Source organism: Pseudomonas sp. WS 5011, from assembly GCF_012985775.1.
GTDB lineage: Bacteria > Pseudomonadota > Gammaproteobacteria > Pseudomonadales > Pseudomonadaceae > Aquipseudomonas > Aquipseudomonas peli.
The window spans coordinates 1-21,989 of the sequence record NZ_JAAQXA010000020.1 but is presented as its reverse complement, the minus strand read 5'-3'; the positions used below and the strand labels follow the sequence as shown (position 1 = coordinate 21,989).

20 protein-coding genes and 1 tRNA gene are annotated in these 21,989 nt (G+C 59.7%); 17 read left to right on the top strand and 4 right to left on the bottom strand.

The window, feature by feature from the left end; all coding sequences use genetic code 11:
* Positions 1-27 precede the first annotated feature (27 nt).
* From apaG to HBN63_RS17950, 8 genes are all read left to right on the top strand, one after another.
* On the top strand, positions 28-408 hold the full coding sequence (apaG, locus tag HBN63_RS17985; protein ID WP_090256071.1) for a Co2+/Mg2+ efflux protein ApaG: 381 nt from the start codon (positions 28-30) through the stop codon (positions 406-408).
* On the top strand, positions 408-1,229 hold the full coding sequence (locus HBN63_RS17980; RefSeq protein WP_170050354.1) for a symmetrical bis(5'-nucleosyl)-tetraphosphatase: 822 nt from the start codon (positions 408-410) through the stop codon (positions 1,227-1,229). Before apaG ends, HBN63_RS17980 begins: the two co-directional genes overlap by 1 nt.
* Positions 1,226-1,555: a thiosulfate sulfurtransferase GlpE gene (gene glpE / locus HBN63_RS17975; protein WP_170050353.1), complete on the top strand. Its 330-nt coding sequence runs from the start codon at positions 1,226-1,228 to the stop codon at positions 1,553-1,555. Before HBN63_RS17980 ends, glpE begins: the two co-directional genes overlap by 4 nt.
* Before the next feature lie 275 nt (positions 1,556-1,830).
* Positions 1,831-3,753 (top strand): PrkA family serine protein kinase, encoded by a 1,923-nt coding sequence (locus HBN63_RS17970; protein WP_160089444.1) that lies wholly within the window; start codon positions 1,831-1,833, stop codon positions 3,751-3,753.
* A gap of 91 nt (positions 3,754-3,844) precedes the next feature.
* Entirely contained in the window at positions 3,845-5,116 is a 1,272-nt protein-coding gene (locus tag HBN63_RS17965; protein WP_170050352.1) for a YeaH/YhbH family protein, read from the top strand.
* Entirely contained in the window at positions 5,113-6,681 is a 1,569-nt protein-coding gene (locus HBN63_RS17960; protein ID WP_170050351.1) for a SpoVR family protein, read from the top strand. Before HBN63_RS17965 ends, HBN63_RS17960 begins: the two co-directional genes overlap by 4 nt.
* A 62-nt stretch (positions 6,682-6,743) precedes the next feature.
* Positions 6,744-7,256: a DUF4136 domain-containing protein gene (locus HBN63_RS17955; protein WP_170050350.1), complete on the top strand. Its 513-nt coding sequence runs from the start codon at positions 6,744-6,746 to the stop codon at positions 7,254-7,256.
* Positions 7,257-7,359: 103 nt separating this feature from the next.
* Complete coding sequence (locus HBN63_RS17950) at positions 7,360-8,604, top strand: multifunctional CCA addition/repair protein (RefSeq protein ID WP_170050386.1); 1,245 nt, start codon at positions 7,360-7,362, stop codon at positions 8,602-8,604.
* Here HBN63_RS17950 and folK read toward each other — a convergent pair.
* Together folK and folB are read right to left on the bottom strand one after the other, a co-directional pair.
* Positions 8,601-9,137, bottom strand: coding sequence for a 2-amino-4-hydroxy-6-hydroxymethyldihydropteridine diphosphokinase (gene folK / locus HBN63_RS17945; protein WP_170050349.1), 537 nt, complete (start codon positions 9,135-9,137; stop codon positions 8,601-8,603). The two genes, HBN63_RS17950 and folK, sit on opposite strands and share 4 nt — an antisense overlap.
* Positions 9,128-9,484 carry a dihydroneopterin aldolase gene (gene folB, locus HBN63_RS17940; RefSeq protein WP_090256062.1) on the bottom strand — a complete coding sequence of 119 codons (357 nt, stop codon included), beginning with the start codon at positions 9,482-9,484 and terminating at the stop codon, positions 9,128-9,130. Before folB ends, folK begins: the two co-directional genes overlap by 10 nt.
* A gap of 74 nt (positions 9,485-9,558) precedes the next feature.
* On the opposite strand from folB, the gene plsY reads away from it, so the two are divergent.
* On the top strand, positions 9,559-10,128 hold the full coding sequence (gene plsY, locus HBN63_RS17935) for a glycerol-3-phosphate 1-O-acyltransferase PlsY (RefSeq protein WP_170050348.1): 570 nt from the start codon (positions 9,559-9,561) through the stop codon (positions 10,126-10,128).
* A 24-nt stretch (positions 10,129-10,152) separates the two neighbouring features.
* On the opposite strand, the gene tsaD is transcribed toward plsY, so the two are convergent.
* Positions 10,153-11,178, bottom strand: coding sequence for a tRNA (adenosine(37)-N6)-threonylcarbamoyltransferase complex transferase subunit TsaD (gene tsaD, locus HBN63_RS17930; protein ID WP_170050347.1), 1,026 nt, complete (start codon positions 11,176-11,178; stop codon positions 10,153-10,155).
* A 204-nt stretch (positions 11,179-11,382) separates the two neighbouring features.
* Here tsaD and rpsU point away from each other — a divergent pair, with 204 nt between their 5' ends.
* From rpsU to HBN63_RS17900, 6 genes are all read left to right on the top strand, one after another.
* Positions 11,383-11,598: a 30S ribosomal protein S21 gene (gene rpsU / locus HBN63_RS17925; RefSeq protein ID WP_003296736.1), complete on the top strand. Its 216-nt coding sequence runs from the start codon at positions 11,383-11,385 to the stop codon at positions 11,596-11,598.
* 139 nt (positions 11,599-11,737) lie between these two features.
* Positions 11,738-13,714: a DNA primase gene (gene dnaG, locus HBN63_RS17920; RefSeq protein WP_170050346.1), complete on the top strand. Its 1,977-nt coding sequence runs from the start codon at positions 11,738-11,740 to the stop codon at positions 13,712-13,714.
* 67 nt (positions 13,715-13,781) lie between these two features.
* Positions 13,782-15,626: an RNA polymerase sigma factor RpoD gene (rpoD, locus tag HBN63_RS17915; protein WP_170050345.1), complete on the top strand. Its 1,845-nt coding sequence runs from the start codon at positions 13,782-13,784 to the stop codon at positions 15,624-15,626.
* A gap of 105 nt (positions 15,627-15,731) precedes the next feature.
* Positions 15,732-19,466, top strand: coding sequence for a bifunctional diguanylate cyclase/phosphodiesterase (locus HBN63_RS17910; protein ID WP_170050344.1), 3,735 nt, complete (start codon positions 15,732-15,734; stop codon positions 19,464-19,466).
* A 15-nt stretch (positions 19,467-19,481) separates the two neighbouring features.
* Positions 19,482-19,558: transfer RNA gene (locus HBN63_RS17905), tRNA-Ile, on the top strand.
* Between the two features lie 539 nt (positions 19,559-20,097).
* Positions 20,098-20,442, top strand: a complete 345-nt coding sequence (locus tag HBN63_RS17900) for a hypothetical protein (protein WP_178093456.1) — start codon at positions 20,098-20,100, stop codon at positions 20,440-20,442.
* A 22-nt stretch (positions 20,443-20,464) separates the two neighbouring features.
* On the opposite strand, the gene HBN63_RS17895 is transcribed toward HBN63_RS17900, so the two are convergent.
* Positions 20,465-20,728, bottom strand: a complete 264-nt coding sequence (locus tag HBN63_RS17895) for a helix-turn-helix transcriptional regulator (protein ID WP_170050343.1) — start codon at positions 20,726-20,728, stop codon at positions 20,465-20,467.
* Between the two features lie 111 nt (positions 20,729-20,839).
* Here HBN63_RS17895 and HBN63_RS17890 point away from each other — a divergent pair, with 111 nt between their 5' ends.
* Positions 20,840-21,322, top strand: coding sequence for a hypothetical protein (locus HBN63_RS17890; RefSeq protein WP_170050342.1), 483 nt, complete (start codon positions 20,840-20,842; stop codon positions 21,320-21,322).
* Positions 21,323-21,326: 4 nt separating this feature from the next.
* Positions 21,327-21,899, top strand: coding sequence for a phage antirepressor N-terminal domain-containing protein (locus HBN63_RS17885; protein WP_262499011.1), 573 nt, complete (start codon positions 21,327-21,329; stop codon positions 21,897-21,899).
* The last annotated feature ends 90 nt before the right edge of the window (positions 21,900-21,989 follow it).

The following is a 21,989-nucleotide window of genomic DNA, read 5'->3' as shown; positions in this document are numbered from 1 at the left end:
GGTTTCTGCCCACCGAGTTAATTACGCATGAGCGATTCGCGTTACAACATCGACGTCAGCGTCGTAACCCGCTACCTGCCGGAGCAATCCCAGCCGGAGCAGAACCGTTTTGCGTTCGCCTACACCGTCACGGTGAGCAACAAGGGTGAACTGCCGGCCAAACTGCTCTCGCGCCACTGGGTGATCACCGACGGTGACGGCCGTGTGCAGGAAGTGCGCGGCGCCGGCGTCATCGGCCAACAGCCGCTGATCGAGGCTGGCGCCAGCCACACCTACAGCAGCGGCACGGTGATGGCCACCCGCGTCGGAATCATGCAGGGCAGCTATCAGATGCTCGCCGAAGACGGTAAACGCTTTGACGCACTGATCGCGCCCTTCCGTCTTGCGGTGCCGGGCTCGCTGCACTGATGGCCACCTACGCTGTCGGCGACCTGCAAGGCTGCCTGAAACCGTTGGAATGCCTGCTTGAACGCGTGGCCTTTGATCCAGCGAAGGACAAGCTATGGCTGGTCGGTGATCTGGTTAACCGCGGCCCTGAATCCCTGGCAACGCTGCGTTTCCTCTACAGCATCCGCGATGCATTGACCTGCGTATTGGGTAACCACGACCTGCACTTGCTGGCCGTAGCGCACAATATCGAGCGACTGAAGAGAGGCGATACCCTGCGCGAAATCATCGACGCGCCGGAAGCGGCTGACCTGCTCGACTGGCTGCGCCAGCAGAAACTCCTGCATTACGATGAAGCCCGCGATACCGCCCTGGTGCACGCGGGCATCCCTCCGCAGTGGAACATGGACAAAGCCCTCCGCCGCGCGGCCGAAGTGGAAGAAGCCCTGCGTGATGACGCGCGCCTGCCGCTGTTTCTCGACGGCATGTACGGCAACGAACCAGCCAAGTGGGACGGCGACCTGCACGGTGTTACGCGCCTGCGGGTCATCACCAACTACTTCACCCGCATGCGCTTCTGCAAAGCCGACGGCACCCTCGACCTGAAAAGCAAGGAAGGCGTCGGCTCAGCACCACCGGGCTACGCCCCCTGGTTCAGCTACAAACAGCGCAAGACCCGTGGCCAACGGATCATCTTCGGCCACTGGGCAGCGCTCGAAGGGCAATCGACTGAACCCGACGTGATCGCCCTGGATACCGGCTGCGTATGGGGCGCGAGCATGACCCTGATGAATATCGATAGCGGCGAAAAATACAGCTGCGACTGTAAGGAGCAAGCATGAGCGAATTCAAACGCATCCCCCCAGAGCAGGCTCAGGCCCTGCGCCAGCAAGGCGCCGTAGTGGTCGACATCCGTGACCCGCAGAGCTTCGCCGCCGGCCACATCAGCGGCTCGCAACACCTCGACAACCACTCGCTGCATGTCTTTATCACTCAGGCTGATCTCGATGCCCCGCTGATCGTCACCTGCTACCACGGCAACTCCAGCCAAAGCGCAGCGGCCTATCTGGTCGGCCAAGGCTTCAGTGATGTCTACAGCCTTGATGGTGGTTTCGAGCTGTGGCGTGCGACCTTCCCCAGCGACACCGCACAAGCCGCCGAAGAATAATTTTTTTCACCGCACAGGCCGCACCAGCAGCGGCCTGCCGGCCTCCACTGACCAACGGTAATATCCTGTTATCGTTCCCCGCCACTTGACCCCGCCGATTCCGAACTATCCTTTAGCCTAGGCCATCCAAAACAAGGTAGAGCCGGCCAAACGGCATCGGGCCATCGGTATGACTATTTGGTGTTCTGGGGGTTTTACCCGGCTGCATCCGCACCGGAGCTGCCAAGCACCTGACCGACCCCGCACCGGCTCTGCGCATCGAGCGAGGTGAAGTCATGAGCATTTTCAGCCACTTCCAACAACGTTTCGAAGCGACTCGCCAGGAGGAGTTCACCCTCCAGGAGTACCTCGAGCTGTGCAAACAGGATCGCAGCGCCTACGCCTCGGCAGCCGAACGCCTGTTGCTGGCCATTGGCGAGCCTGAACTGCTCGACACCTCGACCGACCCACGGCTGTCGCGCATTTTCTCCAACAAGGTGATCCGCCGTTACCCGGCTTTTGCTGACTTCCACGGCATGGAAGAGTGCATCGACCAGATCGTGTCCTACTTCCGCCATGCAGCCCAAGGCCTCGAAGAGAAGAAACAGATCCTCTACTTACTTGGCCCAGTGGGCGGCGGTAAATCCTCGCTGGCGGAGAAGCTCAAGCACCTCATCGAGAAAGTGCCGTTCTATGCGATCAAGGGTTCCCCGGTGTTCGAGTCACCGCTGGGCCTGTTCAGCGACGCCGAAGACGGCGCCATCCTCGAAGAGGACTACGGCATTCCCCGGCGCTACCTGAATAGCATCATGTCGCCCTGGGCCACCAAGCGCCTGCAGGAATTCGGCGGCGACATCAGCCAGTTCCGCGTGGTCAAACTCTACCCCTCGATCCTTAACCAGATCGCCGTCGCCAAAACCGAACCAGGCGATGAGAACAATCAGGACATTTCCGCCCTAGTCGGCAAGGTGGACATCCGCAAGCTTGAGGAATACCCACAGAACGACGCCGACGCCTACAGCTATTCAGGCGCACTGTGCCGGGCCAACCAGGGCCTGATGGAATTCGTCGAGATGTTCAAGGCACCGATCAAGGTGCTGCACCCACTGCTCACCGCAACTCAGGAAGGCAACTACAACAGCACCGAAGGCCTCGGCGCGATTCCCTACAGCGGCATCCTGCTGGCCCACTCCAACGAGTCCGAGTGGCACAGTTTCCGCAACAACAAGAACAACGAAGCCTTCATAGACCGTATCTACATCGTCAAGGTGCCGTACTGCCTGCGCGTGAGTGACGAGATCAAAATTTACGACAAGCTCCTGTTCAACAGCTCGTTGGCCAAAGCGCATTGCGCACCGGACACGCTGAAGATGCTCGCGCAGTTCTCCACCCTCAGCCGCCTGAAGGAGCCGGAAAACTCCAACGTCTATTCGAAGATGCGCGTCTACGACGGCGAAAACCTCAAGGACACCGACCCTAAGGCCAAGTCGATTCAGGAGTACCGCGATACGGCGGGCGTGGATGAGGGGATGAACGGCCTGTCCACCCGCTTCGCCTTCAAGATCCTGTCCAAGGTGTTCAACTTCGACCCCCATGAAGTGGCCGCCAACCCGGTGCACCTGCTCTATGTGCTGGAGCAGCAGATCGAGCAGGAACAGTTCCCGGCAGAAACGCGTGAGCGCTACCTGCGCTTTATCAAGGAGTACCTGGCGCCGCGCTACATCGAGTTTATAGGCAAGGAAATCCAAACGGCCTACCTGGAGTCCTACAGCGAGTACGGGCAAAACATCTTCGACCGCTACGTGCTGTACGCCGATTTCTGGATTCAGGATCAGGAATACCGCGATCCGGAGACCGGCGAGATTCTCAACCGTGTAGCCCTCAATGAAGAGCTGGAAAAGATCGAAAAACCAGCCGGTATCAGCAACCCGAAGGATTTCCGCAACGAGATCGTCAACTTCGTGCTGCGCGCCCGTGCCAACAACAATGGCAAGAACCCGACTTGGCTGAGCTACGAAAAACTGCGGGTAGTGATCGAGAAGAAGATGTTCTCCAACACCGAGGACCTGCTGCCGGTCATCAGCTTCAACGCCAAAGCAAGCAAGGAGGATCAACAGAAGCACAACGACTTCGTCACCCGCATGGTCGAGCGCGGTTACACCGACAAGCAGGTACGCCTGCTCTCCGAGTGGTATCTGCGGGTTCGTAAATCGCAATAGAGCGGCCTGACGCAACAGACCACGCAGCAGCGCGCGGCACAGTGCCCTGCCCGCGTTTGTGCCTGATGCCTGCAGTGCACGGAGGGCAGTTATGAGCCATGTGATCGACCGACGCCTGAACGGTAAGAACAAGAGCACGGTGAACCGCCAGCGCTTCCTGCGGCGTTACCGTGACCACATCAAAAAGGCCGTGGAAGAGGCGGTTAGCCGCCGTTCCATTACCGACATGGAGCACGGTGAACAGATCAGCATTCCCGGCCGCGATATCGACGAGCCGGTGCTGCACCATGGTCGCGGCGGCCGCCAGACCACCGTGCACCCGGGCAACCGTGAATTCACCACCGGCGAGAAGATTGCCCGCCCGCAAGGTGGAGGCAGCGGTCAGGGCGCCGGCAAAGCAAGCAACTCCGGCGAAGGCATGGATGAGTTCGTCTTCCAGATCACCCAGGAAGAATTCCTCGATTTCATGTTCGAGGACCTGGAACTGCCCAACCTGATCAAACGCCACCTGACCGGCAGCGACACCTTCAAGAGCGTACGCGCCGGCATCAGCAATGAAGGCAACCCGTCGCGCATCAATATCGTCCGCACCCTGCGCTCGGCCCACGCGCGGCGTATTGCCCTGTCCGGCAGCAGCCGCAACAAACTCAAGAGTGCTCAGGCCGAACTGGAACGCCTGAAGCTGGAGCAGCCGGATAACCTCGGCGATATCCACGCACTTGAAGAAGAAGTCAGCAAACTGCGCGCGCGGATCAAGCGGATTCCCTTCCTCGACACCTTCGACCTCAAGTACAACCTACTGGTCAAACAGCCCAACCCCAGCTCCAAGGCGGTGATGTTCTGCCTGATGGATGTATCCGGGTCCATGACCCAGTCGACCAAGGACATTGCCAAACGCTTCTTCATTCTCCTGTACCTGTTCCTCAAGCGGAACTACGACAAGATCGAGGTGGTGTTTATCCGCCACCACACCAGTGCCAAAGAGGTCGACGAGGAGGAGTTTTTCTATTCACGGGAAACCGGCGGCACCATCGTCTCCAGCGCGCTGAAACTGATGCAGGAGATCATGGTCGAGCGCTACCCGATCAACGAATGGAATATCTACGCCGCCCAGGCGTCGGATGGTGACAACTGGAATGATGACTCGCCGATCTGCAGGGACATATTGATCAACCAGATCATGCCGTTCGTGCAGTACTTCACTTACGTCGAGATCACCCCGCGCGAGCATCAGGCGCTGTGGTTTGAGTATGAGCACGTGAGTGAGGCATTCGCCGACACCTTTGCCCAGCAGCAGCTGGTGGCGGCCGGTGACATTTACCCGGTATTCCGCGACCTGTTCCAGCGGAGGCTAGCCACATGAGCACGAGCAAAGACAAGCGCCGCCAGCCGATCTCCACGGGTTCGGAGTGGACCTTCGAGCTGATCCGCCAGTACGACCGCGAAATCGGCCGCATCGCCGAACGCTATGCGCTGGACACCTACCCCAACCAGATCGAGGTGATCACCGCCGAGCAGATGATGGACGCCTACGCCTCGGTCGGCATGCCGCTGGGTTACCACCACTGGTCCTACGGCAAGCACTTCCTCAGCACCGAAAAGGGCTACAAGCGCGGGCAGATGGGCCTGGCCTATGAGATCGTGATCAACTCCGACCCGTGCATCGCCTACCTGATGGAAGAAAACACCATCTGCATGCAGGCCCTGGTAATCGCCCATGCCTGCTACGGCCACAACAGTTTCTTCAAGGGCAACTACCTGTTCCGCACTTGGACCGACGCAAGCTCGATCATCGACTACCTGGTGTTCGCCAAGCAGTACATCATGCAGTGCGAGGAGCGCCACGGCATCGACGCAGTGGAAGACCTGCTCGACTCCTGCCACGCCCTGATGAACTACGGCGTCGACCGCTACAAACGCCCCTACCCGATTTCCGCCGAGGAAGAACGGCGGCGTATGAAAGACCGTGAAGAACACCTGCAGAAGCAGATCAACGACCTCTGGCGCACCATCCCGAAAAGCGCCAGCAAAGGCGACGGCAAAGACAACAAACGCTTCCCTGCCGAGCCACAGGAAAACATCCTCTACTTCTTGGAAAAACACGCCCCGCTGCTCGAGCCCTGGCAGCGCGAGATCATTCGCATCGTGCGCAAGATTGCCCAGTACTTCTACCCACAACGCCAAACGCAGGTGATGAACGAAGGCTGGGCGACCTTCTGGCACTACACTCTGATGAACGATCTGTACGACGAAGGCCTGGTGACCGAAGGCTTTATGATGGAGTTCCTGCAGTCGCACACCAGCGTGGTCTATCAGCCACCATTCGACAGCCCCTATTACAGCGGCATTAACCCCTATGCGCTGGGCTTTGCCATGTACCGCGATATTCGCCGCATCTGCGAAGCGCCTAATGAGGAAGATCGCCGCTGGTTCCCCGACATTGCCGGCAGCGACTGGCTCACGACCCTAAAATTCGCCATGAACAGCTTCAAGGACGAGAGCTTTATCCTGCAGTACCTGTCACCCAAAGTGATCCGCGACCTCAAGCTGTTCAGCATTCTTGATGACGACCAGAAAGACGAGCTGGTTGTACCCGCGATCCATGACGAACCCGGCTACCAACAGATTCGGGAAACCCTGGCCGCGCAATACAACCTGGGCAACCGCGAACCCAATGTGCAGATCTGGAGTATCGACCGCCGCGGCGACCGCTCGCTCACCCTGCGCCATCAGCAGCACGACCGCAAACCGCTGGGCAACTCCACCGAGGAAGTGCTGAAACATCTGCACCGCCTGTGGGGTTTCAATATCCACTTGGAGATGTACCAAGGCGAACAACTGATCGGCACCCAGCATGTACCGCCCAAGCATGAAACCGAACATGACAGCGACTACCCGCGCCTCGACCTGATGATCCCGCCCATTTGATCGGTTGCGCGCCCACGATGCCAAGCACCAGCATGCGCAGCAGACCAACCGGGAATCTGCTGATGCGCCTGTTTATCGTATTACTGCTGTGCCTAGCACTGGCCACCTGCAGCAGCCAGCTGCCGCGCGCCCAGGTACTGACACCCGCCAGCGCCGAACTGACCGGCAGACACAGCTTCAGCCTGATCGCCGCCGAACAGGCCGTAGACGGCGATGTGCCCTTTTCCGAGCGCTATACACAGCTTGAACAGTTATTGCGCGAGGGCTTGAGTGCCCGTGGTTACCGGGCTAACCCGCAAGCAGAGATTCAGGTGTATTACTGGCTGGCAGTGCAGGACAGCCCACTGGACTTCAAGGTCGAGGCCGCCCCACCTACCCCGCTTGGCCCCTACCAGGCGATCCACCGCCTGCGCGATGAAACCGGCACCTTGCGCGTCCGCCTGACCACTCCGGCGCAGCACATCCTTTGGGAAGGCTTGGTCAATACCGGCCTGAGCCCCGCCAAAGATAGCGCTGAACTGCTCGAACGCGCCACCCAAGCACTCTTGCAGCAAATCCCCCTAGCCAGCCAGTAGTCCGGATGCAATCCGGGAATACGCTGAACCACTCAGAACTGCATCCAGGCTACCCCTCGTCAGTGGCCAGCCGCTATCCTCCGCACTCAGCGGAGGAACCATGATGCAGATTTACAAAGTCGGCGGCGCAGTACGTGATCGCCTGTTGGGTCGTGAAGTCAGCGAGATCGACTGGGTCGTCGTCGGCGCCAGCGCCGAACAGATGCTTGAGTTGGGCTATCGCCCAGTGGGCGCGGACTTTCCGGTATTTCTGCACCCGCAGACCGGCGAGGAATACGCCCTGGCCCGCACCGAGCGCAAAAGTGGGCGCGGTTACGGCGGTTTCACCTTCTTCGCCAGCCCAGAAGTGACCCTGGAAGAAGACCTGATCCGCCGCGACCTGACCGTCAACGCCATGGCCGAGGACGATCACGGCACGTTGATTGACCCCTACGGCGGTCAGCGCGACCTCAACGCCCGACTGCTGCGCCATGTTTCCCCGGCCTTCGCCGAAGACCCGCTGCGCGTGCTGCGCGTCGCCCGCTTTGCCGCCCGTTACGCGCCACTGGGTTTCAGCGTAGCGCCTGAAACCCTGGTGCTGATGCGCGAACTGAGCGAGTCCGGCGAACTCAACGCCCTGACACCGGAGCGCAGCTGGAAAGAAATCTCCCGCGCCCTGATGGAGCCGCGCCCGGATGTATTTATCCAGGTGCTGCGCGACTGCGGCGCCCTGCGCGAACTGCTGCCCGAGGTCGACGCGCTGTTCGGTGTGCCACAACCCGCCGCCCATCATCCGGAGATCGACACCGGCGAGCATGTACTCAGCGTGCTGCGCCAGTGTGCCGAGCACCAACAACCGCTAACCGTGCGCTGGGCCTGCTTGCTGCACGATGTCGGCAAAGGTCTGACGCCGGAGGCCGAATGGCCCCGGCATATCGCCCATGAACACACCGGACTGAAGCTGATCCGCGCGATCAACCAGCGCTGCAAGGCGCCCAAGGATTGTCAGGAACTGGCTTTGCAGGTCGGCGAATTCCACACCCACGGCCACCGCGCTCTGGAGCTGAAGGCTTCGACCCTGCTCAAACTGCTGCAAGGCTTCGACGTATTCCGCCGCCCGCAACGCTTCGAAGAATTTATCGCGGCCTGTGAAATGGACGCCCGCGGCCGCCTCGGCCTGGAACAACGCGCCTACCCACAGGCTGACTACCTGCGGGCCGCCATGCACGCCGCACGCGCCGTGGCTGTGCAACCCCTACTGGCGCAAGGTTTGAAAGGCGCCGAGTTAGGTGAAGCACTCAACAAAGAGCGCCTGAAGGCACTGACAACATTCAAAGCTGCCGCTTCCGCCCGCCCCGCTCCGGACTAAGAAGCCGGGTTAGCGGCTATCAGTTCAGTCGGGGTGAGCGCTTGCTCACGCCAGCTGAATGCAACCGGCCACAGCTGCTGGTCAATCTGCGCCGCATGCCAGAGCTCGGCAAAGCTGCGCTGCTGCGCAGGATGCAGAACATCCGGCACCAACAGGGCCAGGGGCCAAAGGACGAAGGCGTTCTTGAGGATTTCTGCACGCGGCAGAATCAAGCCGTCGAAGTTGCCGACCCGGTCGCCATACAACAGAACATCGATATCCAGCGGCAGTCCCTTGCGCTCAGGCGCATAGCGACCATTGTCGGCCTCTATAAACTTCAGCCGACGGTCCAGCTCACCTAACGGCAAGTCGCTATAGCCGGCCACCACCAGATTGAAAAACGGCCCGCTCTTGATGCCCACCGCCTGGCTTTCGAATACCGGCGAGCAGCGCATCTCACTGAGCAGACCATCAAGCGCATCGAGGCCGGCACACAGGTGTGCTTCGCGGCCGATATTGCTGCCCAGACCGAGTAGTACGGGAGTTAGCGACATCCGCGCTCGATCTCCACGCCTACCCCACCACTGGCCGCCGGCACGGCACCGGGCTTGGTCAGCTTGAGCCGCACCCAAGGGATTTGAAACTCAGCCATCAGCAACTCGACCAACCGCTCGGCAAAGGTTTCCACCAGGATAAACTGCGACTCGCTGGCAAATGCCTGAATCCGCTGCGAAACCTTGGCGTAATCCAACGCCTTGTCCAGCTCGTCACCGGCAGCAGCGGGACGATTATCCCAGCCCAGGTACAGGTCCAGGCGCAAACACTGGCGAATGGTACGCTCCCAGTCGTAGGCACCAATCACCGTATCGACTTCCAGGCCCTCGATAAAAACTGTGTCCAAGCACGCTCTCCGTGGCACGACAAGGCTGTCGCACCTAGTTAGAATCAGGGCTCCCTTGCCCCGGAATGGATACCATGTTTTGGCTGTTGGCGTCCTTCGCCTACCTGCTCGGCTCGTTGTCCTTCGCCATCCTGCTCAGCCGCCTAAGCGGCGGGCCGGACCCGCGCGCCAGCGGCTCGGGCAACCCCGGCGCCACCAACATGCTTCGGGTCGCCGGTAAACGCCTGGCTGTCCTCACGCTGATCGGCGACCTGCTCAAGGGCTTGCTGCCGGTGCTGATCGCCAGCCTGCTCAACTTCAATCTGCAACAACAAGCGTGGGTTGGCATGGCCGCCGTTGTCGGCCACCTGTACCCGCTGTACTTCAACTTCCGTGGCGGCAAAGGTGTCGCCACGGCCGCTGGCATGCTCTTGGGGCTTTACCCGCCAGCCGCTTTACTGGCCGTTGGCGCCTGGTTACTGACCTTTGTTCTGACTCGCACCAGCTCGCTGGCTGCACTGATCGCTACACCGCTAACCCTGCCGCTGCTGGCGTGGCAACAACCCGACGCCCTGCTGCCGGTCTGCGCGCTGACCGGACTGATCGTCTGGCGCCACCGCAGCAATTTACGCGATCTGTTCGCCGGCCGTGAGCGGCATTTCTAAAGCGAATGAACGAACCCAGCCAGCTTACAGCGCCGGCAGTTGCTCCATCGGCCAGCGTGCCTGCACCTTGATGCTCAAATCCTCATGCTGCCCCGCCAGTAAACGCTGGCAGCCGGCATAGGCGATCATCGCACCGTTATCGGTGCAGAACGCTGGACGAGCGTAGAACACGCCGCCATTAAGCTCAGCGAGCATCTTCTCCAGCGACTGCCGCAGCGCCTGGTTGGCACTCACACCGCCGGCGATCACCAGGTTGTTCAACCCGGTTTGCTTGAGGGCACGCTTGCATTTGATAGTGAGGGTGTCGATCACCGCCTGCTGGAACGCCAGGGCGATGTCGCAGCGAGTCTGCTCGGATTTGTCGCCAGCCGCCTGACACTGCTGCCAGGTATTCAGGGTAAAGGTCTTCAGGCCGCTGAAGCTGAACTCCAGCCCCGGGCGATCAGTCATTGGCCGAGGAAACTTGAATCGCCCAGGCGTACCGCTCAGCGCCAGACGGGCAATCTCCGGACCACCGGGATACTGCAGCCCCATCAACTTGGCGGTCTTGTCGAATGCCTCGCCTGCGGCATCATCCAGAGACTCGCCGAGCAGCTGGTACTGACCGATGCCATCGACCCGAACCAACTGGGTATGCCCGCCCGACACCAACAAAGCGACGAACGGAAAAGCCGGCGGCTGTTCTTCCAGCATCGGCGCCAGCAAATGGCCTTCCATATGGTGCACACCGAGCGCTGGGATATCCCAGGCAAACGCCAGTGCTTGGGCACAGGACGCCCCCACGAGGAGCGCACCGACAAGGCCGGGGCCGGCGGTATAGGCGATGGCGTCGATGTCAGTCGCAACGCAGCCGGCTTCGCTCAACACCTGACGGATCAACGGCAGCATGCGCTTGACGTGATCGCGCGAAGCCAGCTCCGGCACTACGCCACCATACGCACGGTGCAGATCAATCTGGCTGAAGAGCGCATCGGCCAGCAGGCCGCGCTCGCTGTCATAAAGCGCGACACCGGTTTCGTCGCAGGAGGTTTCCAATCCCAGAACCAGCATGGGCAGTGCCTTGTAGTAATGTGTGCAACTTCGAAGGCGCGCATGATAATGGCCGCTGGCGCGAGCCGGCCAGCGCTTTTCGATCAGAGGCTTTGCATTCCTCGCGATGAGGCGGTAACATCCGCAACCCTTAAAAACCTACGTTCTCCAGCGCCATCTGCCAGGAGTAACGTTACCCCCGGTAATAAAGAAGGTAAGCCCTGGATGCCAGCCGTCAAAGTTAAAGAGAACGAACCCTTCGACGTAGCTCTGCGTCGTTTCAAGCGCTCCTGCGAAAAAGCCGGTGTTCTGGCTGAAGTTCGCAGCCGTGAATTCTACGAAAAGCCGACTTCCGAGCGTAAGCGTAAAGCAGCAGCCGCTGTTAAGCGTCACGCCAAGAAAGTGCAGCGCGAGCAGCGCCGCAGCGTTCGCCTGTACTAATCAGTACAAGCAACGCCTGACACCCGGCCTGGCCGGGTTTCGCTTTTAGACTCCGCGCCACCCTCGGGTGACGATCGGAGTCTTTTAGTTTTTGCCCCACCCTGTTCTGCCCCAGCGCATGACAGTATTCTGAGCGCCTATGGCCGGCCTGATCCCACAGTCTTTTATCGATGACCTGCTCAACCGCACCGACATCGTCGACGTGGTCGCCTCGCGCATCCAGCTGAAAAAAGCCGGCAAAAACTACACCGCCTGCTGCCCCTTCCATAAAGAAAAAACCCCCTCGTTCAGCGTCAGCCCGGACAAACAGTTCTATTACTGCTTTGGCTGCGGCGCCGGCGGCAACGCACTGGGTTTTATCATGGACCACGACCAACTGGACTTCCCCCAGGCAATCGAGGACCTGGCCAAGCGCGCCGGCATGGAAGTGCCCCGCGAGGAAGGCGGACGCAACAACAAACCGCGCCAACCTACGGACTCGCCGCTTTACCCGCTACTGACCGCTGCCGCCGAGTTCTACAAACAGGCACTGAAAAGTCATCCGCAGCGCAAAGCCGCGATTGAGTACCTCAAGGGCCGCGGCCTGTCCGGCGAGATCGCCCGCGACTTCGGCATGGGCTTCGCCCCGCCCGGCTGGGACAACCTGCTCAAGCACCTGGCCAGCGACAGCCTGCAACAGAAGGCGATGATTGACGCCGGCCTGCTGGTGGAGAATGCCGAAAGCGGCAAACGTTATGACCGCTTCCGCGACCGCATCATGTTCCCGATCCGCGACAGCCGCGGCCGAGTGATTGCCTTCGGCGGCCGGGTGCTGGGTGACGAAAAACCGAAATACCTGAACTCCCCGGAAACCCCGGTATTCCACAAAGGCCAAGAGCTTTACGGCCTGTTCGAGGCACGCAAGCACAATCGCGACCTCGACGAGATTATGGTGGTCGAGGGTTATATGGACGTGATTGCACTGGCCCAGCAAGGCCTGCGCAACGCCGTCGCCACCCTCGGCACCGCCACCAGCGAAGAACACCTCAAGCGTCTGTTTCGCGTCGTGCCGAGCGTATTGTTCTGCTTCGATGGCGACGCAGCCGGCCGCAACGCCGCCTGGCGCGCCCTGGAGGCGACCTTGTCGAGCCTGCAGGACGGCCGCCGCGCGCGCTTTCTGTTTCTGCCCGACGGCGAAGACCCGGACACCCTGGTACGCAGCGAAGGCACTGACGCCTTCCGCGCACGGATCAACCAACACGCCCAACCGCTGGCCGACTACTTCTTCCAACAGCTGAGCGAAGAGGCCGATCCGCGCTCACTGGAAGGCAAGGCGCACCTGATGACCCTGGCCGCGCCACTGATCGACAAGATCCCCGGCAACAACCTGCGCGCCCTGATGCGCCAGCGCCTGAGCGAAATTACCGGCTTGTCCGGCGAAGCCCTGCAGCAAATGGCGCCAACCGCCCGCAGCAGCCAATCGAGCCAGAGCAGCGCGCCATCAAGTGACTACCCGGATTACCCCGAGATTCCCGACAGCGCCTATTACGATGCTGAGCCAAGCCGCAACGAATACGAAAACCCCAGCCCTGCGCCGGAATTTGAACGCAATAAAGGCAAGGGCAACTGGAAGAAAGATGGCGGCAAGTGGAGCAAGAAGGGCCAGGGTGAGTTCGCGCCACGCGCACCACGCACTGCCGTCAGCGTCGAATCGCCGCACCTGAGCGCCCTGCGCACCCTGCTGCATCACCCGCAACTGGCGCAGAAAGTCGAAGATGTCAGCCACTTCGCCGCCGAAGACGACACTTACGCCCAGCTGCTGGTCGCCCTGCTTGGAGCCCTGCAGAAAAGCCCCAACCTGCGATCACTGCAACTGATCGCACGCTGGCACGGCACCGAACAGGGCCGCCTATTGCGCGCCTTGGCAGAAAAGGAGTGGCTGATTTCAGCCGACAACCTTGAACAACAGTTTTTCGACACTATAACTAGTCTAGTAGCCCGCCAACGCGAGCGCAGCCTGGAACATTTGCTGCGCAAAGCCCGTCAAAGTGAGTTGAGCGCAGAAGAGAAAGACCAGCTGCGCAGCTTGCTGAGCCGTAATGCATCACCGGTAATCCCGAGCTCAACTGGCGCTTAGGGGTGTTACTCGGGTATAATCCGCGGCTTGTTTTTTGCCCGCCAAGACCTTCAGTGGATAGGGTGTTATGTCCGGAAAAGCGCAACAGCAGTCTCGTATCAAAGAGTTGATCACCCTGGGTCGTGAGCAGAAGTATCTGACTTACGCAGAGGTCAACGACCACCTACCGGAAGATATTTCTGATCCGGAGCAGGTGGAAGACATCATCCGCATGATTAACGACATGGGGATCCCCGTACACGAGAGTGCTCCGGATGCGGACGCCCTTATGTTGGCCGACGCCGATACCGACGAGGCAGCTGCTGAAGAAGCAGCTGCAGCGCTGGCAGCGGTGGAGACCGATATCGGCCGCACGACGGACCCAGTGCGCATGTACATGCGTGAAATGGGCACCGTGGAACTGCTGACCCGCGAAGGCGAGATCGAAATCGCCAAACGCATCGAGGAAGGCATCCGTGAAGTGATGGGCGCTATCGCCCATTTCCCCGGCACTGTCGACAGCATTCTGGCCGAATACAACCGTGTCACCACCGATGGTGGTCGCCTGGTTGAAGTCCTCAGCGGCTATATCGATCCGGATGACGGCATTGTCCCCGCTGAAGCGGCTGCGCCTGTTCCAGTTAAAGACGGCGATGCCGCCGAAGAGACTGACGACGACGACGCCGAAGCCAGCGATGACGAGGAAGAAGAAGGCGACGGCGGCCCGGATCCTGAAGAGGCTCTGCGCCGCTTCACCGCGATCGGTGACGCCCTGGAACTCGCCAAGAAAGCCCTGAAAAAGCATGGCCGTAACAGCAAGCAAGGCACTGCCGCGCTGAAAGAAATGGCCGAGCTGTTCATGCCGATCAAGCTGGTACCTAAACAGTACGACGCGCTGGTTGTCCGCGTACGCAGCTCCCTGGAGCGCCTGCGCGCTCAGGAACGCGCCATCATGCAACTCTGCGTGCGTGATGCACGTATGCCGCGCGCCGATTTCCTCAAGCTGTTCCCTGGCAATGAAATCGATGCCGAGTGGTCCGTTGGCCTGGCCAAAGGCAAGGCTAAATACGCTGAAGCCATTGGCAATGTGCAAGCTGACATTCAGCGCTGCCAGCAGAAGCTGACTGCACTGGAAGCCGAGTGCGAACTGACCCTGGCTGAAATCAAGGACATCAACCGTCGCATGTCGATCGGCGAGGCCAAGGCCCGTCGCGCGAAGAAAGAGATGGTTGAAGCCAACCTGCGTTTGGTGATCTCGATCGCCAAGAAGTACACCAACCGTGGCTTGCAATTCCTCGACCTGATTCAGGAAGGCAACATCGGCCTGATGAAAGCGGTGGATAAGTTCGAATACCGTCGCGGTTACAAGTTCTCGACTTACGCCACCTGGTGGATTCGCCAGGCGATCACCCGCTCGATTGCTGACCAGGCGCGAACCATCCGCATCCCGGTGCACATGATCGAGACTATCAACAAGCTCAACCGTATTTCCCGGCAGATGTTGCAGGAAATGGGTCGCGAACCGACCCCGGAAGAGCTGGGTGAACGCATGGAAATGCCTGAGGACAAGATCCGCAAGGTACTGAAGATCGCTAAAGAGCCGATCTCCATGGAAACCCCAATTGGTGATGACGAAGACTCTCATCTGGGTGACTTCATCGAAGACTCGACCATGCAGTCGCCAATCGATGTCGCCACCGTTGAGAGCCTTAAAGAAGCGACCCGCGAAGTACTCTCCGGCCTCACCGCGCGTGAAGCCAAAGTACTGCGCATGCGCTTCGGCATCGACATGAATACCGATCACACCCTTGAGGAAGTCGGTAAGCAGTTTGATGTAACCCGTGAGCGGATTCGTCAGATCGAAGCCAAGGCGCTACGCAAGCTGCGCCACCCGACGAGAAGCGAGCATCTGCGCTCCTTCCTCGACGAGTAACACCAAACCCCCCGGCCCTGCCGGGGGTTTTGCATTCTGGGCAACTACCAAGGCTTGCCAGGCAGGTCTACACTTTTGCTTATTGCCTAGCGAACGAGCCCACCCATGCCGCGTGTTGCAGCCACCCTCCTGTTGTGTTTGGCATGCTGGGCTGCGCCCGTCCTCAGCCTTGAACTGACGCCCACAGAACAGGCCTGGCTAGCCGAAAACCCGCAACTGAGCTTGGGCGTGGACCGTGACTGGCCACCGTACGAGTTCATCGACGGTGACGAACAGTACCAGGGACTCGCCGCCGACTATGTTCGGCTGATCGAACAGCGCCTGCCGGTCACCATGCGCCCGGCTCCCGCGCAGAACTGGAGCGAAGTGCTGGCCGATGCCCGAACCGGCAAGCTGCACCTGCTGCCCAGCCTGATGGCCACCCCCGAGCGCGAGCAGTATCTGACGTTCACACGCCCCTACCTCGACTTCCCGATTGTCATCCTGAGTCAGGAACAAGGTCCGCAACCCAGCAAAATCCGCGACCTACGGGGACTGCGTGTGGCCGTGGTCGACAGCTACGCCACCCACGAACTGCTGCGCGACAAACACCCCGAACTGCGCCTCTGGCCGCGCCCCAGCGTAGCTGCTGCCTTACAAGCACTGGCCTCCGGACAGGCCGATGCCATGGTCGGCGACCTCGCTTCCAGCATCTGGCACCTGCGCCAACTCAAGCTCGACGGCATAGTCATCAGCGGCCAAACCCCATTCCGCTACCAACTGGCCATGGCCGTGCCCAAGGATCAAGCCATCCTGGCCGGGATACTCGACAAACTCCTGGCCGAACTCACACCCAGTGAAATCGCCGAAATTCAGCAGCGCTGGGTGAGTGACCCGCTCGACTCACGACCATTCTGGCGCAGCCTACTGCTGTTTGGCCTTCCCGGCCTGCTGGCAGCCCTGCTGATCATCTTCAGCATCCTGCGTATCAACCATCGGTTGCGCAGTGAAATGCACAACCGCGAACAGCTGGAAAACGAACTGCGCAACAGCGAGCGACATTACCGTGGCTTAGTAGAAAGCCTCAACGCAGTCGCCTGGCAGATGGACCCTAGCAACCTTCGTTACACCTACGTTGCCCCCCAGGCGGAAAAGCTCCTCGGCTATCCCGCGCACGATTGGCTAACGCTTGGTTTTGTCGAGCGCGTCTTGCACCCCGACGATGCACGCTGCGCCATCGACTATTGCCGCAGCGAAACCCAAGCTGGGCGCGACCACAGCATGGATTACCGCATGCTCGCTGCCGACGGCCGTGAAGTTTGGGTACGCGACATTGTCACGCTGTCACCCCTAGATGGCAGCCAGACGCTGCGTGGCCTGCTGATCGACATCACGGAAACCAAACGCACCGAGCAGGCCCTGGCCCTCTCGGAGCAGAAGTTTGCCTCAGTCTTCCACAACTGCCCGGACATCATCGCCCTGCTCAATCAGCACGACGGCCGCCTGCTCGCCGTCAACAAAACCTTCGAACAACAGTTCGGTATCAGCGCCGCCGAGGCCATCGGCCATACAAGTTCGGAGCTCGATCTGTGGAGCGAGCAAGGCATCGGCCCGCGCATTCTGGACATGCTGCGCCAAGGCAACGTGCACAACATCGAGAGCGCCTTTCGCCGTCGCAACGGCAGCCAGTTCACTGCACTCATCTCCGCGCAACCGGTCACCGTGGATGACACCACCACGCTGGTCGTGGCCGTACGCGACATCAGCGAACTGAAAGACACCCAACAGCGTCTGAAACTCTCCGAAGACAAATTCGCCAAAGCCTTCCATGCCTCACCAGATGGTCTGTTGATCACCCGCTTAAGCGACGGCCAGTTGCTCGATGTCAACGAAGGCTTCAGCCGCATCACCGGCTACAGCGTGAACGAGGCAACCGACAGCTCGACCCTGCAACTGGGCATTTGGGACAACCCGGATGACCGCACACGGATGTTCGAGCACGTGCAACAGCACGGCTCGGTCCGCGACTTCCGCGCGCTTATTCGCACCCGCAACGGCTCGCTGCGCACCTGCGAGATGTCGGTTCAGCCGATTCCCATTGAAGGCGATACCTGCATGCTGACCATCGCGCGCGACATCACCGAGCGCGAGCAGATGCAGGAAAACCTCAAGCAGGCCGCTACGGTTTTCGAAAGCACGGCCGAAGGCGTGATGATCACCGACCTGCAGCAACGCATTACTGCGGTCAATCGCGCTTTCACCACCATTACCGGCTACAGCGAGGCCGAAGCCCTCGGCCAGTCGCCGCGCCTGCTCGCCTCCGGCAACCACGACAGCGCCTTCTACGCCGCCATGTGGCACAACCTCAGCGCCTCTGGGCATTGGCAGGGTGAAATCTGGAATAAACGCAAGAATGGTGAGCTCTTCCCCGAGTGGCTGACCATCAGCGCGGTACGCGACAGCAATGAGCACATCACCCACTTTGTCGGCGTCTTCGCCGACATCAGTTCACTCAAACATGCCCAGGCCAGCCTCGACCACCAGGCCCACCATGACCCGCTGACCGACCTGCCCAACCGCATGCTGTTCGAAGCGCGCCTACGCGCCGCCCTTGAAGATGCCCGCGTCGACAAACGCATGGGCGCAGTGCTGTTTATTGACCTCGACCGCTTCAAAAACATCAACGACAGCCTTGGCCACCCGGTCGGCGACCAACTGCTCAGGAGCATTGCCGAACGCTTGAAAACCCACCTGCGTGATATCGATACGGTGGCTCGCCTGGGCGGTGATGAATTCATCATCCTGCTGCCGGGCCTGCAGCACGCAGAGGACGCCGAGCGGGTCGCGCACAAGCTACTCGAGTGCTTCAGCCTGCCCTTCCGGTTCGACGAACAGGAGCTGTTTATCAGCGCCAGTATTGGCATCAGCCGCTACCCGGACGACGGCGACGATGTCGCCACCCTGGTGAAAAATGCCGACGCCGCCATGTACCGCTCCAAGGCGCGCGGCCGCAACCGCGTGGAGCGCTACACACGCGACCTGACCGTCCAGGCCACCGAACGCATGGCCCTTGAACGCGAACTACGCCGTGCCATCGAACTGGAACAACTGCAGCTTTACTACCAGCCTAAACGTAGCCTGAGTACCAACCGCCTGATCGGCGCCGAAGCCTTGCTGCGCTGGCATCACCCGATCTTTGGTGAAATCCCGCCGGACCGCTTTATACCCCTGGCCGAAGAAACCGGCCTGATCATCGCCCTCGGTGACTGGGTACTGCGCCGGGCCTGCTGGCAAATGCAGCAATGGCAACAACATCACGCACCGTTCGGCCCGCTGTCGGTCAACCTAACTGGCGTTCAACTGCGCCAACCACACCTGCTGACACGCATCTCTAGCCTACTGGAAGACCACAACCTGGCCCCCGAACTGCTGCAACTAGAAATCACCGAAAGCTTCATCATGAACCAAGCCGAAGAAGCGCTGAACCTGCTGCATCAGCTGAAAAGCCTGGGCATCCAGCTGGCCATCGACGACTTCGGCACCGGCTACTCCTCGCTCAGCTACCTAAAGCGCCTGCCGGTCGACACCCTGAAAATCGACCAATCCTTCGTGCGCGGCCTGCCCAACGACAGCAATGACGTTGCCATCGTGCGCGCCATCATGGCACTGGGCCGTAGCATGCAACTGACCGTGATCGCCGAAGGAGTTGAAACCAAAGCCCAGGAACTGTTCCTCGCTGCCGAAGGGTGCGAGCAAATCCAAGGTTTCGTTGTAAGCCGCGCGATCCATGCGGACGCCTTCGCACAAAACTTCCTCACCCCGCGCCATTCGGTTGGCGCTGCAGAGAAGGCACCGGTATAATCCGCCCGCCTCTGAGGGCCCATAGCTCAGTTGGTTAGAGCAGAGGACTCATAATCCTTTGGTCCACGGTTCGAGTCCGTGTGGGCCCACCATATGAAACAACGACTTAGGTCAGCCATCGTGCTGGCCTTTTTCTTTTCTACCTTCGAAAAATATTTTTGGTCACCGTATTGGTCACCACTTCGAAAGGCCTGCCATCTTCACGCCATCCCGCTTCAAAGGGCCGCCGCATTAGTAGATGGGCTGAGCACAGGGTCATAAGCGTCAGCGGATGCAGCACTAGCACTGAAACCAACGCATCGCGCCGGCCTTTCGTCGTTTATGGGCTCGATTATAAGTCGGCGTACCGTTTTATTTTTCTGCACCAGAGAGCGGCGAACGCTGTCGCTTGCAGATTGACACTCAGGCAGCACTCCAATAGGTTTGTGCTCCCCGAAAGGGGACGGGATTGGCGTTCCGGTCTGAGACAGGGCTAAGCAGGATTTAGCCCTGAGCATGGCTGTGTCTTTATGGGCGGGCCGTGCGGGGCATCTTCGGATGCGCCGGCCCTCAGACCGGTACGCCAACCCGTACGGTCTGCTCACCCAATTGGCGTTGGGTGGCAGAACTATTCCGTTCTGAGGATCACACCATGAATGAAACCATCACTTCGCAAACCGAAGCCGACCAAGCCGCCTTCGATAGCCACCATGCCGATAGCGGCACAAAAAATGGCTTCACCCCATTCCATCACGATGACCCTCACTGCGTTATCGGCTACCCCAGCGACGCATTCGCACCCGATCTTTACGATGCTGCAACGCTTCGTCAGTCCGCCCTCCTCGGGGTGCTTTGTGCGCTCAGCACTGCTCAGAACCTGCACGAGCTGAGCACTTCAAACTTGCAGAACTGCATCCAAGCAATTCGCATACTCAGCGAAGATGCAGCAGCCCTCTATGCCGGGGCCTGGCAAGCATTGCAGAACGGGCGCCACTAGTCCCTTGCGGAGGGAGCAGGTATTACTCACCTGCCCCTTTTGATAACGCCAGTTCATCTTCAAATCGCTGAACAAACTCGACAAGGCCGATGTTCAGTGCAGTGCAGATATCGCGCAGCTGAACAAGATCAAGACGACGCAGACCGCGCTCGATATCGCTCGCGAAAGACTGCGGGCGCTCAAGTACCTGAGCAAAATGCGCCTGGGTCAACCCAGCTTCCACCCTGCACTGCTTCAGCAGCCTGAGCAGCACCAGATTTTCTTCTCGATACACCGACTTCTCCAACGGGGACCACCTCACAGCTTGACAGCCAAGGAGGGTATATCTAATCTACAGATATCTGATTTACAGATATTCAGATTGTTTTGATTATCCCTTTTCCAAGGAAGCCCCTCGATGAACACCACAGCACAACCCTCTTCCCCAAGTCCCAAGCTTCAGCTGACGCTGAACAAGCAAACGCTAGAAATCCAAATGGAGCTGAATGCTCTACTCACCTCCTTCGGCGCACCAACTGACTTGGCCCAGATTGCCGCTACGGCATGGGAAAGCGACCTACTGATCGAGGATGACGCTGAATCCACTTTGTACTACCTGCCGATCCGGCTGATTCCAGCGTTCATTGATCAGATCCTCGATCAACTGAGTGTTGAGAGTAGCGCGGAAGCAATCCAGTTCAGGGATGGTTTTCGTGCAGTGGGGGCAAGCACCAGCAAACTCATCACGCTGACACAGGCAAACAGGCCCGAAGTGCTCGACCTCATGCAGCAATGGATGAAAAAGGCCCCGGCCAGCTATGCACTGCACGAACTCATCGCTGCGCAATTTAAGCGCTCGACAGCCGTTGCCCCGAACCCAGCCACCCAAGGGGGCCTGTAATCCGATGCGCACATCCAAAATCAAAATTCAGGGGCTGACCATTCCTTATCTGATCGGCAGCGACAGTGAGCGCTACTGGCCAATGCGGCCAATATGCGAAGCAATGGGTCTGAACTGGCACTCTCAAGCAGCCAAGATGCATCCCCCCCGATACAGCCCTTCGGAGCATGATGTATCCCTGCCAGGCCAGCCTCTGATGAAACGGGCGCTGTGCCTGCCGCAGTCAGAGTTCGAGTTCTGGCTGAAAAGCTTGAGCTCGCGCAAGGTGTCCCCAGTCGTTCGGCGACACCTTGACCAGCTGCGCACTCACTTTTTTGGCGGAACAAAAACTGTGGAGGAACAGCCGCCAGTGCCCGCAACAGCTGCTGCGCCAGCAGTCCTGAACCGAATTCTGAACTGGCGGGCACAACAGGCAGATCCTGCCCATCGTCCGGAGCTGCTCAAGCAGATTACCAACCAATTCCTAGGGGCGAACGGGTTTGGAATTGCCGAGGCCCAAGACCACCAATTACGTGCAGCTGTCGCTTCTCTCAGCTCGATTGCGGATTTCGGTGAACGTGACCGCTCATTTCGCTAACAACGTGACCGGTGCCTCCACCCGATTGCGCGGGGTTTAAATTCTAACCGCATCGGTCACGATGCGGCTTCTTCCTCCGTGTTTTTCCGC

Bases quoted from the DNA above. Each gene is read 5' to 3' on its own strand.
- apaG (WP_090256071.1), top strand. From the start codon at position 28: ATGAGCGATTCGCGTTACAACATCGACGTCAGCGTCGTAACCCGCTAC.
- HBN63_RS17980 (WP_170050354.1), top strand. From the start codon at position 408: ATGGCCACCTACGCTGTCGGCGACCTGCAAGGCTGCCTGAAACCGTTG.
- glpE (WP_170050353.1), top strand. From the start codon at position 1,226: ATGAGCGAATTCAAACGCATCCCCCCAGAGCAGGCTCAGGCCCTGCGC.
- HBN63_RS17970 (WP_160089444.1), top strand. From the start codon at position 1,831: ATGAGCATTTTCAGCCACTTCCAACAACGTTTCGAAGCGACTCGCCAG.
- HBN63_RS17965 (WP_170050352.1), top strand. From the start codon at position 3,845: ATGAGCCATGTGATCGACCGACGCCTGAACGGTAAGAACAAGAGCACG.
- HBN63_RS17960 (WP_170050351.1), top strand. From the start codon at position 5,113: ATGAGCACGAGCAAAGACAAGCGCCGCCAGCCGATCTCCACGGGTTCG.
- HBN63_RS17955 (WP_170050350.1), top strand. From the start codon at position 6,744: ATGCGCCTGTTTATCGTATTACTGCTGTGCCTAGCACTGGCCACCTGC.
- HBN63_RS17950 (WP_170050386.1), top strand. From the start codon at position 7,360: ATGCAGATTTACAAAGTCGGCGGCGCAGTACGTGATCGCCTGTTGGGT.
- folK (WP_170050349.1), bottom strand. From the start codon at position 9,137: ATGTCGCTAACTCCCGTACTACTCGGTCTGGGCAGCAATATCGGCCGC.
- plsY (WP_170050348.1), top strand. From the start codon at position 9,559: ATGTTTTGGCTGTTGGCGTCCTTCGCCTACCTGCTCGGCTCGTTGTCC.
- tsaD (WP_170050347.1), bottom strand. From the start codon at position 11,178: ATGCTGGTTCTGGGATTGGAAACCTCCTGCGACGAAACCGGTGTCGCG.
- rpsU (WP_003296736.1), top strand. From the start codon at position 11,383: ATGCCAGCCGTCAAAGTTAAAGAGAACGAACCCTTCGACGTAGCTCTG.
- dnaG (WP_170050346.1), top strand. From the start codon at position 11,738: ATGGCCGGCCTGATCCCACAGTCTTTTATCGATGACCTGCTCAACCGC.
- rpoD (WP_170050345.1), top strand. From the start codon at position 13,782: ATGTCCGGAAAAGCGCAACAGCAGTCTCGTATCAAAGAGTTGATCACC.
- HBN63_RS17910 (WP_170050344.1), top strand. From the start codon at position 15,732: ATGCCGCGTGTTGCAGCCACCCTCCTGTTGTGTTTGGCATGCTGGGCT.
- HBN63_RS17900 (WP_178093456.1), top strand. From the start codon at position 20,098: ATGAATGAAACCATCACTTCGCAAACCGAAGCCGACCAAGCCGCCTTC.
- HBN63_RS17890 (WP_170050342.1), top strand. From the start codon at position 20,840: ATGAACACCACAGCACAACCCTCTTCCCCAAGTCCCAAGCTTCAGCTG.
- HBN63_RS17885 (WP_262499011.1), top strand. From the start codon at position 21,327: ATGCGCACATCCAAAATCAAAATTCAGGGGCTGACCATTCCTTATCTG.